At 46.0% G+C, this 15178-nt stretch carries 13 protein-coding genes; 4 read left to right on the top strand and 9 right to left on the bottom strand.

Annotated elements, in window-relative coordinates:
• Positions 1-13: 13 nt before the first annotated feature.
• The 5 genes from GWP43_RS05625 to GWP43_RS05605 all read right to left on the bottom strand — a co-directional run bounded on the left by GWP43_RS05625 (position 14) and on the right by GWP43_RS05605 (position 6310).
• Positions 14-208: a hypothetical protein gene (locus GWP43_RS05625; protein ID WP_162663349.1), complete on the bottom strand. Its 195-nt coding sequence runs from the start codon at positions 206-208 to the stop codon at positions 14-16.
• On the bottom strand, positions 186-2093 hold the full coding sequence (locus tag GWP43_RS05620) for a glycoside hydrolase family 13 protein (RefSeq protein ID WP_162663348.1): 1908 nt from the start codon (positions 2091-2093) through the stop codon (positions 186-188). The genes GWP43_RS05625 and GWP43_RS05620 overlap by 23 nt, the downstream gene beginning before the upstream one ends.
• 125 nt (positions 2094-2218) lie before the next feature.
• Positions 2219-3448 carry a sugar ABC transporter substrate-binding protein gene (locus GWP43_RS05615; RefSeq protein ID WP_162663347.1) on the bottom strand — a complete coding sequence of 410 codons (1230 nt, stop codon included), beginning with the start codon at positions 3446-3448 and terminating at the stop codon, positions 2219-2221.
• A gap of 155 nt (positions 3449-3603) precedes the next feature.
• Positions 3604-5661, bottom strand: coding sequence for an alpha-amylase family glycosyl hydrolase (locus tag GWP43_RS05610; protein ID WP_162663346.1), 2058 nt, complete (start codon positions 5659-5661; stop codon positions 3604-3606).
• A 130-nt stretch (positions 5662-5791) separates the two neighbouring features.
• Complete coding sequence (locus tag GWP43_RS05605; protein ID WP_162663345.1) at positions 5792-6310, bottom strand: bacteriohemerythrin; 519 nt, start codon at positions 6308-6310, stop codon at positions 5792-5794.
• A 260-nt stretch (positions 6311-6570) separates the two neighbouring features.
• Here GWP43_RS05605 and pcnB point away from each other — a divergent pair, with 260 nt between their 5' ends.
• A complete protein-coding gene (gene pcnB, locus GWP43_RS05600) occupies positions 6571-7758 on the top strand; it encodes a polynucleotide adenylyltransferase PcnB (protein ID WP_162663344.1) in 1188 nt (395 codons plus the stop codon).
• Between the two features lie 21 nt (positions 7759-7779).
• On the opposite strand, the gene GWP43_RS05595 is transcribed toward pcnB, so the two are convergent.
• From GWP43_RS05595 to GWP43_RS05580, 4 genes are read right to left on the bottom strand one after another with little or no spacing between them, the layout of a single operon-like run.
• The gene (locus GWP43_RS05595; protein ID WP_162663343.1) at positions 7780-9606 is read right to left on the bottom strand and encodes a TRAP transporter large permease subunit; all 1827 of its coding nucleotides are present in this window, start codon (positions 9604-9606) and stop codon (positions 7780-7782) included.
• 15 nt (positions 9607-9621) lie between these two features.
• The gene (gene dctP / locus GWP43_RS05590) at positions 9622-10653 is read right to left on the bottom strand and encodes a TRAP transporter substrate-binding protein DctP (RefSeq protein ID WP_162663342.1); all 1032 of its coding nucleotides are present in this window, start codon (positions 10651-10653) and stop codon (positions 9622-9624) included.
• Positions 10654-10699: 46 nt separating this feature from the next.
• On the bottom strand, positions 10700-11671 hold the full coding sequence (locus GWP43_RS05585) for a TRAP transporter TatT component family protein (protein ID WP_162663341.1): 972 nt from the start codon (positions 11669-11671) through the stop codon (positions 10700-10702).
• 24 nt (positions 11672-11695) lie between these two features.
• On the bottom strand, positions 11696-11950 hold the full coding sequence (locus tag GWP43_RS05580; protein ID WP_162663340.1) for a hypothetical protein: 255 nt from the start codon (positions 11948-11950) through the stop codon (positions 11696-11698).
• Positions 11951-12138: 188 nt separating this feature from the next.
• Between GWP43_RS05580 and GWP43_RS05575 the strand changes: the two genes are divergently transcribed.
• From GWP43_RS05575 to GWP43_RS05565, 3 genes are all read left to right on the top strand, one after another.
• Positions 12139-12492 carry an ISAs1 family transposase gene (locus GWP43_RS05575; RefSeq protein WP_162663339.1) on the top strand — a complete coding sequence of 118 codons (354 nt, stop codon included), beginning with the start codon at positions 12139-12141 and terminating at the stop codon, positions 12490-12492.
• A gap of 316 nt (positions 12493-12808) precedes the next feature.
• Positions 12809-12958: a hypothetical protein gene (locus tag GWP43_RS05570; RefSeq protein WP_162663338.1), complete on the top strand. Its 150-nt coding sequence runs from the start codon at positions 12809-12811 to the stop codon at positions 12956-12958.
• 42 nt (positions 12959-13000) lie between these two features.
• A complete protein-coding gene (locus GWP43_RS05565; RefSeq protein WP_162663337.1) occupies positions 13001-15139 on the top strand; it encodes a methyl-accepting chemotaxis protein in 2139 nt (712 codons plus the stop codon).
• Positions 15140-15178: the final 39 nt, after the last annotated feature.

Here is a 15178-nt window from a genome sequence, read left to right as displayed (position 1 = left end):
TCCGAAAAAGGTTTTAGCCGTGCGCATATCCCGCAACGAGGAGCTTTGCTTCGAAGTTCAGGACGGCGCACCCGTAAATAATCGAGTTTGCACCGCAAACTTTACCGCCACGGATGGCGGTGGTTATAACAGAAGCGATATTTTGGCATTGCCAAAATTCGCCATCAACCGATGTACACGGAAGTTCATCGGTTGATGAGGTGTTCAAAAAAGATAAAGCCGCCGGGCTGTACCGTTTTATCCCTGCAGCGCAAGGAGAGGTATACCCGTGCCTTTTCATCTATTATCTGCGCGATTGATACCGGAGCCGTACCGCAATTGAGAATGAGGTCTATGCTCCGCGTAATCGGCACTTCCGCGGTTTCAACGGTCTCCGTAGTTTCCGCAGGTTCTACCGTTTCGGCATACTTTTGCAAATGAATAATTCTATTCGGTTCGCTTTCGGCAAGCGGTACGTCATGCAGATATGAGTAACCGGAAGCGGTCATTGCCGGATGCGTATGGCGCAAAGCAATCAACTGCCGCATCATGCTCATCGGTTCGGCGTATTCACCTGCTTCGATAGCCTGCCACGGCATACAACGGCGGCAATCGGGATCATTTCCGCCTGCAAGCAAAACCTCGCTGCCGTAATAGATACACGGCGAACCGGGCAGGCTCAACAACAGGGCGTATTGCTGCCATACGGCGAACGCATCACCGCCATTGCGGGTAAAAAGGCGCGGCGTATCATGGGAATCCAGCAGATTAAACAGGCCTACGGTAACAGGTTCGGGATAGGCGGTAAAAACGGCATTTATTTCCCGCTCCAAAGTCAGGGCGGGCAGCGTTTTATCGTAAAAGAATTTCCAGAAACACAGCGCGAGCGGATAATTCATTACCGAATCCAACTCGCCGCCGCGCAGCCACGGCAAGGCACTGCGCCATATTTCTCCAAGCAGGTAAAAGTCTTTTTTAAGACTGCGCATCCGCCGATAAAGCTGCCTGCAAAATGTGTGCGAAAGCTCATTCGCAACATCGAGCCGGAGCCCGTCAATATCATAACTGCGCACCCATGTTTCGCATACGTTCAGCAGGTAATCGACGACGGCAGGATTATTGGTATTCAGCTTCGGCATCGTATCGACATACGCAAACGTACTGTACTTTCCGCTCTTTCCGTTTGTACCGGACGGTCGGCTTCGGCTCGCGACGGCTTCACATTCCGGTTCTACAACGGTTTCAAACGGCCATTCTTGTACGATAAACCAATCGAAATACGGCGAGACTTTTCCGTTGCGGACAACATCCTGCCACAGTGCAAAGTCCCAGCCGCAGTGGTTAAAGACGCCGTCCAGCATCACTTTTATACCGCGCGCATGAGCTTCTTTCACCAGCGTATGCAGATCATCTGCGCTGCCGAATGCAGGATCGATATTCAGATAATCGGATGTATCATACTTATGCACACTCGGTGAAGCATTAACCGGATTAAGATATAAGCCGGTAATATTCAAATCGGCAAGATAACCGAGCTTTTCGGTTATACCCCGAAGCGTACCGCCATAGTGTTCATTGTTGGTAACGACATCCTTGGCAGCAGGCCACGGCAGATCATTCGGTTTCTGCGAGGAGGTATCCCTGCAAAACCGATCGGGAAAAATTTGATACCACACTGTGCGGGGTACCCAATCCGGTACGCGGACGCATTCGGCGCCGTCCAGCCACGGAAACTCAAAACCGGGAAAATTACCGGTTATCCGGCGCAGCGTAACAAGCTCATCTGCCGTGTAAAACCCGTTTTCCAGACAGTAGCGGACATCGCCTTCATCTTGACCGTGCAGTTCAAAGCAGTATTTACACCGTCCATAAGGAAGCATAACCGTTGCTTGCCACCATGTATGATACGGAAGATCTTTTTTGCGGGTGATTTCCTGCCGTTTGCCTTCCCATGCCCATCCGTCCGGTGTTACCGAACCGTCGAACGGATCTCCGTATACAATAAATACACGCCGTATGTCGCTGCCGGTTTTAATGCCGATCATAAGTTCATTTTCATTGAGCGGATAACAAAAATTATCCGTACTGCGATGTTCTATTGCAGAAAACTGCATACCAAGCACCTATATCCAAGAAAACTGTCCAAAAACCCGATTCGCAATCCGCTTTGCAGACTGTGAATCGGGTTTTAAAAGATACCGTTTGGGAACCTCTAAAAACGTGAGTTTTTAGAAATACCCTATTGTATCGACTCCATTGTAGCCGCAGCAGCATTCAGTTTTTCCGTAACATTGCCGCCGTCCCAGATATTCGCAAAAGTTGCATTCATTGCAGACCAGTATTTGCCCATTTCGGGAATGGTGGGCATCGGTGTTGCGTATTGCGCCTGTGCTAAAATACCTTGACTTAACGGATCGGTGATGGTGATATCGGAGCGGGGCGGAATTTGTTTGGTCATTTCGTACCGTTTTTCCAACATCGGCTTTGAGGTAAGGAATTTTGCAAAATCCTGCGCTTCCGCCGGATGATCACTGTAGGCGCTGACAAAGGCCAAGCGGAGACCGGAGAATGATGCCGGAGGATTGGTCATGCCGGGGAATACCGGAATGGGTGCAATACCGTAGTTAAGGCCTGTTTTTGAAAAATCGGAGATCTTCCACGAGCCGGTAATAATCATCGCGGCTTTACCTTCCGTAAACGAGGAATTGCAGAAATCATCGGTAATATCGCCTGACGGAACATCGAGCATTTTCTTGCGCAGGCTCTGGAAATAGGTTAAGCCGGTAATAGCATTGGGGCTATTGACGTTATGCTGTTTGGGGTCATCGCCGTTCGGGCCGAAAAGCGGTGCGCCGAAGCCGCTCATAAAGATGTAGTTAAAGTATGCGTTTCCGACACCCCAGACCAATGCATATTTATTTTGAGCTTTATCGTTCCATGTCTTTGCAAACGTTTCCACCGCGTCCCATGTCTTGGGGGCTTCCGGTAAAAGGTCTTTATTATAGAACAATGCGTAGGTTTCGATTGCGAGCGGATACCCGTAGTTTTTTCCCTCATACGCGGCGGATGTCAATGCAGCGGGGATAAAGTTGTCGAGGACGGACGCATCGTCGAAGGGGAGAATATGACCGCCTGCGACAAGGGCGCCGATATGGTCGTGCGGTGCAACAAAGATATCTGCGCCTACACCAGCGGGGCCGTCCATTTCAATCTTTGTGCGCGCATCGGTCGACTGAACCGGTTCATACACAAAGGATACGTTCGGATGCGTTTTCTTGTATTCTTCCGCAGCGAACAGCATAAAATCTTTTTCGCGGCCTTCGGATTCCCATATTTTGATGGTAACCGTTTCGCCTTTCATAGCGCCGGCTTTATCGTCCTTCTTCTCGGAACCTCCGCCGCACCCCGTAAGAGCAAGAAGAAGCACCAAAGATACACAGGCAGAAAGCCCTATAATTGCTTTTTTCATATAACACCTCCAGTCTGTTATGAAAAAAATCTACTAAACCTATTCGGAAACTTCCGTTTCTGAACAGGTTACCTTGAAACGCGATGTTCTAAATCGTGCTATTTGTACAATTTAGAACTCGCCGACCTGTTCGACAACGAAGTTATCGAACAGGTCTATTCACTGCGAACAATAGCCGCAGTGTACGGATCTAGTATGATCCGTTTTTGCTCAAATCGTATACCGGAGAGCTGTGCAATGCCGTCCGGCGATGCCGCCGCTCCATCGACAAAAACCACAGGCTTTTGTAATGTGCCGCCAAGCACAAAGCATTGTTCCGTTCCCGCCGCATTAAACAACAAAAACCACGTGCCATCCGTCCAGTCGAGTGTGTACCCGAATGCCTGCCCGTACTGCTGCTCCGTTTCGGACAATGCTCCGCTGACGCTTTTTACGGCACATCGGTTACCGCTGCAATTCCCCGATGCAGCAACCGCTGCATCTTCTGCGGGCAAAAATGCGGCGGCTTGTGCAATGCGTCCGGCGTCTCCTATTCTAAACACGTCAAACCGTTTCCGCAACGCGATAAGCCCGCGCGTGTATGCGAGCAGCTCGGCGTAATCCTCATCGAGCGTCCATACAATGCGGTTAACGCTGTCCGAAGCGTCATAGCTGTTCCGCACAAAAGCGCCGATACATTCTTCCGCCGCTCCGTGCACATTCGGCTTGGTACGCCCCCGCTCCTGTCCGGCGTGTAAGAATGCGATCCCTTGACAGGTAAGCGCCAGCGCGTTGCCGAGTTTGATACGGGCAATCAGCTCCTGCCGTTGTACAGGAATACGTTCATCAAGCCCGGCATTATGGGCGATGCAGTCGTGCAGCGTAAGCCCGTCGTGGCAAACAAGGTACTGCACGTTATCACCCGGGCTGTCGGCGGTGTAATTACACTGAGGCAAACCGATACAGTCGCAAAAGAGCTGTCTAAGATCGACGTTGCCGCCGGTTAAAAAGCCTTTGCCTTCCTCATTCACACCGCCTGCTTTCACCAAATCGCGAAATTCATCGTTAAAGACGGCAACGCTGTCGGTTTCGGTCATGTACCGCTGATCCATACCGACGGTACCTTCGGCTCCGTTATACAGCTTCCAGCCTTCCCCGATGAACAGTACGGACGGATTAAGCTCTCTGCAGCGATTGTACGCCTCCAGCACCGTCTCGGTATCGAGCAGTCCCATCAGATCAAACCGGAGACCGTCAATCTTATAGTTTTTCACCCAGTGTACAGCCGAATCGACAATAAGCTTTCGTGCCATCAGCCGCTCCGAAGCAATATCGTTCCCGCAGCACGAGCCGTTGGTATAGCTGCCGTCGGGATTTGTCCGAAAGTAATAGCCTGGAACAATCATGTCGAAAAGATCGGTACGCGCAATATGATTATACACCACGTCGAGCACTACACCGAGCCCTGCCCGATGGCACTCGTTGATCAGCTCCCGCAATTCGCGTACACGGCTTTCGGGATTTTCAGGCTCGCTTGCATACCAGCCTTCGGGCGTAAAATAGTTATGCGGGTCGTAGCCCCAGTTGTAGTTGTTGTTATGTACCGTACCGGCATCTTCATACTGCTGGTTTGTCTCGTCCGTGTAGTAAAAGTTCAGCACCGGCATCAGCTGAATATGCGTAATGCCCAGTTCGCGTAAGTAGGGAATTTTTTCGATAAAGGCTTTATACGTGCCGGGGATATTTCTAACGCCGGAGTCGGGGCTTGCGGTAAAATCGCGGACGGACACTTCGTAAATAATCGCATCCTCCCGTTTTTGCAAGGCGATATACGGATATTCCCGCTCCGGTTTGAGTGTTTCTTTTTGCAGGTTGATAATAGCGCCCCGTCCGATACCGTCGCTGCCGGTACAAGCAGCCATCGAGAGGCTGTACGGATCAAGCACAGTATGCGTTCCCGCTTCATTTGTCAGCGTGTAATCATAAAAGAACTGTTCCGGATCCCGCTCCGCAAAGATGCCGCACCACAGGCCGGTTGCATCGTCATACTGAAGCGGAACCGTAAAAGCAGGCGTTGAATCACCGGCGTTTTGATAGAGGTTTACCGACACATCGCGGGAAGTCGGCGCCCATAAAGAAAAACGGCAGCTTTGAGCGGCGGCATCATACACGGCGCCGAGCTGGGTATCGCGAGGCGGAATTGTCTGTTCAAGAGCTTTGACGGGTGATCTCATAAACCTTCCATATATCGATACTTTATATTAGCATATTCCCCCTTGAATCGCCAATATATAAATGGGTATCTGCAAAAAACTCGGTTAGATTTTCAGAGACTCCCAAATATTTTTGTGCGAAGGGTCTAATCTAAGGTTGGTTTCCACTATTTGTACCGATCGTATGATTCCGTTGGCTGTATTCCTGCAATGCACGATAAAAGGAGCGCATAACCGGACAGTACTGCTTATCTTCGCAGGCGATATGCGAAAGTATCCAATCCCTAAGGTAGTCGGCAAAATCAAAACCGAGCGTCAAAGTCATTTCGTCAAAACCCATCAATACCTGTGTAATTGTTTGGACAAACTCCTTGTGTCGCTGCTTATGAGCTTCGTAGCCGGAAAAACCGCATGCTTTCATCAATTTCTCTTCATCGGTAAAGTGTGTTTTGGTATAGCTAACCGCTTGCCGCAGTACATTGCCTACGGTTACCAACCATTCGTCCTTACTCCGTTTTTGGCGGTTCATCAGCGCTTCGCGCAGCTCATTGCACATTGCCACCAACTTACGATGCTGACAATCAATTCGAGGAATACCAAGCTCCAGTCTTTTATCCCATTGGACCCAAGCGGTATTCAATTCTTCCGTCTCTTTTGTTCCTGTTATCATACTTTTTTCATCCTTATTATGCCGATTACTCATACTGAATCGTTTCCAAGAATCGGTTATTCTTAGACGATTGGGTATCTCTAAAAACTCGGTTAGCTTTTAGGTATCCCCAATTTATATATTAGTAATCATTATTAGGATAAAACGATATAGCTATAATGTCAAATGGAAATTCGCACTTTAAGGTCATCCCCATTGATGCAGACCCGTCAATGCAAGATTGACAGAATCGGAAATTCACGGCACAATATCTCGCTGTAATGTTAGTAAGATATACTCGAAATAATACGAATAAAAAACTGTCAAAGGCGCTTATATATACGGCAACGGAACATTCCATCGATCCCCGTAAGGTAGACGGCGAAGCGATCCGTATTATCAATGGATTACATAATGCAGGTTATGAGGCCTACATTGTCGGCGGCGCTGTTCGCGATTTGCTGATCGGAAAAACACCGAAGGACTTCGATATCGCAACATCGGCAGAACCCGCTCGTATCCGTAAAATTTTTAAAAACTCCCGGCTCATCGGAAAGCGATTCCGATTGGTGCATGTTTTTTACGGTCCTAAAATATATGAAGTTTCCACCTTTCGATCACTGGAGGAGGGATCGGTCGGAAACAGCTTCGGCACTATCGACGAAGATGTGCGGCGCCGCGACTTTACATTAAATGCGCTCTACTACGATCCGATAAAAAATATCATCGTCGATTATGTCGGCGGCGTGGAAGATATCCGAAAAAAGCGGCTGCGCCCGATTATCGAGCTTTCTCACATTTTCGCAGAAGATCCGGTGCGGATGATTCGCGCCGTCAAATACGCGACTATCACCGGCGCCGCAATCCCGCTGCTTCTTCGCTGTCGAATTCATCGTGATGCGCCGCTCCTTGAATATGTATCCCCTTCCCGCTTAACCGAAGAGATAGGCAAAATACTAATGAGCGGGCATGCGGCGGACATTTTTAAAACACTTCTGCATTATCGCCTTTTCCTCTATTTACAGCCTTTGGCTTTCTCATTTATCGAGGATTCGCCTCATTTTTCCGAACATTATTTTGCAAGCATGCAAGAGCTGGACGGATTAATTGCAGAGCACAAGATTCAGAGGCAAGGACAGGCGCTTGTTTACCTCATCCGTAATTTTTTACAGCTGATTACCGACTGGGAAGGAGAACCGCGGGCTGTTTATAAGGCGGTATATGCCGAGTGTCGCCATTTTGTCTTGCCGATGAACCCGCAGCGGACAGAGCTTGAATATGCGGTAAAATACTGCCTTCGAAAAGGCGGCTTGGATATACGACTTACCGGTACCGCCAAAGCAAAAGAGCCGTCCAAACGTCGGCCGCGCGGATCTGCACGGCAAAATACCGTTGCAAAACAAGGAACACGAGCAGTGGGAAAGCGCGGCTCCAAACCCGCTGTTCCGGCTACTAAACCTGTTCGATAACAGCCTTGCCAAACAAACAGTTTATTGAAGCAAAGCGGTAGTCAGCCACGGAATATAGGTAACCAGCAGTAAAATAATACTTTGAACGCCGAGAAAGGGAAGAATATTCTTTACTATTTTGATAACAGGCTTATTAAACGTATAACTTGCAATAAACAAGTCCATTCCGATCGGAGGCGTTAAAAACCCAAGCGCTAAATTCATCAAAAAAATAACGCCGGTATGTATGGGGTGGATTCCGAAGGATTCGGCGATCGGCATAATGAGCGGAGACACAACCAAAATAGCGGAATATAAATCCATAATGCAGCCGACAAAAATCAGCAACACATTCAGCAATAGCAAAAACACATATTTTGAGTGGATATACGTCTGCACAATATCCGTCAGAACCGATGGTATGTTTGCATCGATTAAATAATAAGCCAGCCCTTTTGCTGCGCCAATGATAATCAGTACACCTCCTGCGATGGGAATACTTTTCAATATATAAGCGGCAGCCGTCTTCCATGAAAAATCCCTACGGATAATAACTTCCAATACACAGGTATAAAGCACGGTAAACGCAGCCGTTTGCAGGAGCGAAAAAAGGCCGGAAAAATAAAGAATGATAATAAACACCGGCAATAACAATTCGGAAAAACTACCGAAGAAAGCGTTTTTTAATACAGTCAAAGAAAACGGTATCCGTGTTTTTGAATGGTCTCGTATTACACCGATAACGATCATCGACAGCGTAAGCAATATCCCAGGGAAGATCGCCCCTTTAAATACATCGAAGATATCAATGGTCATGATGTTGGTTACGCCGAAGATAATAATTGCCATACTGGGAGGAAAGAGTATACCGAGAGAACCGGAAGCGGTAATAAGCGATTCGGATTCATCTTTCGAATAACCATTCCCGGTTAAAATAACACTGATAAGCGGGCCGAGCGCTAAAATAGTTACGCCCGATGCACCGGTAAAAGTAGTAAAAAAGGTAAGAACGAGTACGGAAGCGATAATTACTCCGCCTCTAATCCAACCGACAGTACCGCGAACAAGTTCCATTAGCCGCTTACCGGCGCTCCCTTCCGCCAGCAGGCACCCTGCAATGGTAAAAAGAGGGATTGCTGCAATGCTGGTATCCGTTAAAATATGATACATTTCCAGCGGAATCACATCGACATATCCGCCGCCTTGGCTGAATGCCGTATAGGTAATCCCGAGCAATACGATAAAAAGCGGTAACCCGAAAAGCCCCGCAGCAATCAACACAAGCATAAGGGGTATCATTAACGGAGCGCTGAAAGATTGCCAGAGGGAGGCGCTCACGGTAAGAAACGGGCTATCCCTGCCTAAAAGCGCATAAAGAATAACGGCAATCGAACCGCAGCTGATGAATAAACCGAAAATAAACCCTACCAAAGAGGATATAAGCGCTCCGCTCTTTTTGAAACACAAAAAGAGCTGCGCAAAAAACATGAGCGGCAGCGCAGCGAAGATAAACCGTACCGGTATTCCCCACACAAGATCGGCAGGGTCTATTACGACTAAGATATTCGGAAAACAGGCAAAAAAGATTGCCGTAAGGACGGCTGTCATTATACCGTTATTGATTTGGCTAACAATGCTTTTCAGTCGAGCGGACAGTTTAAGGTTAAAGACCTCGATATTCAACTGTTTGTGATCTGCACTGGTAATCATACCTGCAAAACACGCAAAAATAAAAACGGCATGGATGATCACCCGTTCCCCGTCCAACACCGGAATACCGCCGATATCGTTAATGAGAAAAAATACGATCGGTAATGTGATTAATATACCGACCAGAAAAAGTACAAATACGTTGACAATCTTTCTCATATTGTTATCGCACAGCTATTTACGCATCGGAGCAATGAGCTTTTGAATATTTTGATACATATCCATATCAAATGCATTCGGAAAAGCCCGATGGATATCGCTAATATTCATACTGAATTCTGCTTCCCATTTTTTCAGCTCATCTTTAGAAAGATGAATCATCGTAACACCGCTTGCTTCCATTTTACGGACACAGTCGGCATCAGAATCGTCAAGCGCGTCGTTGAGCCGTTTACGAGCTTTTTCCATTGCCTCCTTCATAGCGGCATGGTACTTCTTAGGAATCTTATCCCACGAAGCCTTGGAAATAACAAAACCCGCCATGATAGGACATAATTTCGTATCAAGTGCGTAGCTGATATCCTTGTAATACCCTCCTACATAAGTTAAAAGATGCACTGCAAAGAAACCGCTGATACCGTTTTTACTCTTTAGCATTTGAGAGAATTTTTGACTTGCAACATCAACGACATTAAAACCGCTCAGTTTAAAACTATCGCTCAAAATAGGACTATCCAAACCGGCGACTGCCAATTTTATCTTTTTTAATTCTCCGAGAGTTTTATACGGCTCCTTTGTATAAAAAGAAAGCCACCCGACGTTCGACCATGCAATCAACTCATAACCGGCAGCATTAATTCTCGATTCTATTTTATTGCCGTATACGCTGAGCGCTTTGTCAAGCTCTTGCTGATTTTGAAGCAAAAAAGGAAGTGCAAGCGTATAGATATACGCATCGGGCACCAATTCATGTAAACCGATCATCGTAAAGATTGCCCCATCCAAAGGAGCTTGCTGCCCGGGACGCGCTGCTTTGAGCTTTTGGATGCCCGCCTTTTCTCCACCGAGAGTTGTCATGTTATAAATTTTTACCGTTACCTGCCCGTCGGTAATGCGGTTCCATTCTTCGGCAACTTTTTTAAGTTCAATATCCCACGGAGAACGGGAAGGAGCAACGGTTGCTATCTTTAGTACGATTTCTTCAGCGTTGACAAGAGTCATTGAAGCAATAAACAGGGCAACAAACAGCGTCAAAAATTTTCTCACAGTATCTTCTCCTTATATAACTGAATATAACTGATGCAAAGATAAACTAATCGCCTAGGAAATAATCACCTTTCATTTTTTGTAACCAGCGTGCTTTTGTTTGGCTGAGGGTAATGGTGAGTTTATTACTCGGCTGCGTTTCCGGATCAATTTCCAATGCTTTGCGTAAAGCCTCATCAAAACCGGCGCTGTCCTGTGCAGGAACACAAAACGACTGCGCATACAGGACATACACCGACGGTCGCTGCCCGCTGCTCAACTCCAATGTTTTACGATACGCCTCTTGCGCCTTATCCGCGCCGCCACCCAAGGATTCAGGTGCGGCAGCATAAAAAGCCGTAAGCGTTTCCCAAATAGCGCCGTCGTTAAACGTCGGATATAGTTCCGCTGCCCGCTCGAGCATCGCTACGGCACCCGGAACTGCAGCAAGCGCATTGGTATCCATCGGATCAAGCGAGAATGCCCCAAGTATACCGCAGCCGGACCAATACAGTGATTCAACATCAGCGGCTCTGCAGCGGGTAAGAAAATGGGTACCTTTATCGTCTGTATAATGCGCCATCGCTTCAGCAAAACCCTTATAAGCGCCATCGAGTGATTGCATCACATAATCGGCGCCGCGAAGGTAAAATTTTTTTGCCCGCAAATACTCAAGATTCTTTTTTTGAAATTGAGTTTCGGGAATATAGTCGGCAGGTGTTTGAACAAAAGCGTTTGCATACATAATATAGAGAGAACCGGACATAACAGCCAAACCGCGATGTTGCGGATTACTGAGATGCAGTATCTCATACGTTTTTAATACCGTCGGAAATACCTCCGAAACCAGCTTTACATCATCTTCACCGGTAAGCGCAGCCGCTGCGTCAATTCCGCCTGAGGCACCGCTTTTCGGCGCAGGAAAGGGGGCAAGCGTATTCGCGATACCGTTAAAGGCCATACGTTTAATGGAGCAACCACTCACGAGCAGGAATAATCCCGCTACACAAATATATATTTTTTTTAGAGTTACGGTCATAAAAGGAACCTCTATATTATCGTATTAAACGGTTAATTCTTTTTGCCATTGATGAATAAAGGCTTCATAAGCGGCGATGGTTGCGGAAAGCGCGATTTGCTGCACGGAACTCCGTCCTGTAGCATTATTACCATCCAAGACATAGAGCGAATCAAGAATCCCTTGTATATCCTCGATACTGCAGCTTGCATCGGCAGCTCTCCGCCTAACAAGAAGGCGTGTTTCGTCATCAAAAATATCCCGATACCTTTTCTCTTCCCAGTCGACAGTCTCAGACATAAAGCTGATTATAGAATGTTTTATCGTTGAATGCAATATGATAGCAGCAATACAACAGGGCTTCAGCATGAAAGAAAAGTATAGTAAAGTAATGTTATGGTGGAAGGGATATTATTTGAACAAGTAGAAGACAGTCGGCAAGACTGGAAAGTAAAGCATTCGATAAGTGAAATACTGATGGTAGTAATGTGTGGAAGCACCTTGCTGCATTCGGCATGGTTGAAAGCATTGTAACGAGGAAGGGGAAAGAATGCCGTGAAATTCGCTATTTCATTACGAGTGTTACAGATGTAAAACAATTTGCAAAGGGAGTACGCAGTCATTGGGCGATAGAAAATAACTTACATTGGTGTTTAGATGTGTTGTTTTCTGATGATGCCTGTACTGTTGTTGACCGGAATGCAGCAGAAAACCTAGCTATTATCAGAAGAATTGTTTACAACAGAATTAAGATGCTCTCTAAAATGGATACGCTCAGTATGGGCAAGCGCGCTTGCATCTACGACGATAATTTTAGAGCTCAGATCCTTTTTTCATGCTGAAGCCCTGTTGATACCAATTTCTTGACAATCTTTTCTCTATCGGTTTATAATTATTACATTACTATAGCAGAATACTTTAAATATGGAGTAAAAGAGGGCTGAGTATGGAAAAATATCCAATAATAGGATTATTATATATCGGTTTATGTTCATATACTGATTTATTGATACCCCGCAACTCTTAGACATACACAGATGTTTACTTCGTCACAGTGTTAAAAGCATACCTCCTTAAATTCTTTTTTCTACCATACATCCCCGTCCGTCATTATACGCAGAAGTGATTTTACCTCTCTGACAGGAGGTCAGTGGTTCTATGCAAAAGCAAAACCGTAGTGCAGGGATGTATAAGGCTGTACTTCCCCAAACGATAGCATCCATACCGCTACCGGAAATCCTCATCATGATAAACACCCTCAACGAAATACCTTCGATGCAGAGTGCACTGAGAAACGGCAAGTATTAAAGCTTTCGCACGAATAAAAAGCAACTTATAGGAGTAACACAAATGAAAAAACGATTTTCAATCCGTTATAAACTCATTTCGATTTTTGCTGTTTTTATTATAACGCTTATTTTTTTTATTATTACCATTATCGGTTTTCAAATTCGGAAAACAGATCGGGAGCGATTTCATAAAAACATGCAACAAAATATCAAATTAATAGAATATGATATCAATTTATTTTTCGATAATACAAAATACATGTTACGTATGCTATCCAGTCACTCAGCTGTGCGGAATGCTGATACTTCTTTTAACGAATATATATCAAAGACTGAAGTATCCGATATCAATACCATAGAAAAAAGCGCAACGGAAACAGCTGTATTTAATTTATTCAAAAATATTCATAAAAGCTATCCGTATTATATGTGTGTGTTTATGGGAACTAAGTGGGGCGGCTATACATCAACGTGTGACAAAGCGCTTTCAGGCGGTTATGATCCGAGAAAACGGCCTTGGTATGAAGCTGCCTCAAAAACTCCCGAAAACCCGATCATTACGGAGGCTTATCGTTCCACAGCAGGCGATACGGTTATTTGTCTTTCACAGGGAGTTTTTTCCTTTCAAAATGAACATATCGGCAATGTCAGTATAGAAGTGACATTACAAACACTGACCGAAATGTTAAAAGCACTGGCAATAGGAAAAACAGGTTATATCATGCTGGTACAAGGAGATGGAACAATATTGGCCGATCCGAAAGACGATTCTTTTAATTTCAAAAAAATAGAAGATACAAACGTTCCCGCTTTTGCACAATTTGCAGCAGCTGATTCGGGAAGCATGACTGTAAACATAGATAATAAAAAATGGCTGGCTGAAGTGTACACTATTGATGGTTTAAATTGGAAGCTAATAGCGCTGATGCAGGAAAATGAGGTTTTTTCTGAATTTTATCAGATATTACAATCTATATTGGTCATCGGTTTCACACTATTAATAATCTTTTTAATTATCTCTTTGGTGTTTGTATTTCATATTACAAAAGCACTGAATTCGGCCGTTGTCGCCCTTAAAAATATTGCGCAAGGTGAGGGTGATTTGACAGTGCGTCTACCCGTACGTGGCAACGACGAGATCGCTGATATGTCAAAATACTTTAATCAAACTATTTCGAAGATCGGCTCATCGATACAAAACGTTGGTACGAACTCACATACGATGGAAGATATCGGGAATGAGCTCGCTTCAAATATGACCGAAACGGCCAGTGCCGTAAACCAAATCAGCGTAAACATTGATGGTGTCAAACAGCAGGCGCTTACACAAGCGGCCAGCGTTACCGAAACGGCCGCTACCATCGAGGAAATTGTCCGCACGATTAAGCAGTTGAACAACAGCATCGAAATACAAACCGCAAGCGTCGCCAAGTCTTCCGCCTCCATCGAACAGATGGCTTCGAATATCGCCTCAATCGGACAGACACTCAGCAAAACCGATGCAGCCATCAAAGAGCTGACCACCGCAACGGGCGACGGTAAGGCAACACTCATTACCTCGAATAGCGTCACACAGAAAATCGCCGAGGAGTCGGGCTCGCTGATGGAAGCATCAAGCGTTATCCAGCACATTGCCAGTCAAACAAACCTCTTGGCGATGAATGCCGCGATCGAGGCAGCTCATGCGGGGGAAGCCGGTAAGGGGTTTGCCGTTGTTGCCGATGAAATCCGCAAACTTGCAGAAGATTCTGCAACGCAGGGAAAAACCATTACGGCGACACTAAAGACCTTATCAGGAGAAATCGAAATGCTTTCTTCCTCGTCAAAAACCGTTGAAGAAAAGTTCAACACCATCTTTAATTTGGCCGAGCAAGTCAAGTCGATGAGTGCTCACCTGACCGAAGCAATGCACGAGCAGGAAAACGGCAGTAATGATGTTCTTATTGCCATCAAGAACATCAACACGGTAACGACTGAAGTACTGGCTGGCTCGGAAGAAATGCTGAAAGGAGGTGAAGGAGTTGCCGAAGAAATGCGCAAGCTCGATGATTTAACACGCATCATCACCGAGAGCATGAACGAAATGGCTGCAGGTGCGGTGCAGATTAACAATGCCGTACAGGAGGTCAACGAGATCACCCAGAAAAATAAAGCGAGTATTCAAAATCTTGCGATAGAAGTCGGTAAGTTTAAAGTGTAGGTATCTTTTTTCCTTTGCTATTAGGATGTATGGATACTT

Origin of the sequence: Treponema vincentii (assembly GCF_010365865.1) — a bacterium.
Classification (GTDB): Bacteria; Spirochaetota; Spirochaetia; order Treponematales; family Treponemataceae; genus Treponema.
This window is presented reverse-complemented; position numbering and strand designations above follow the sequence as displayed.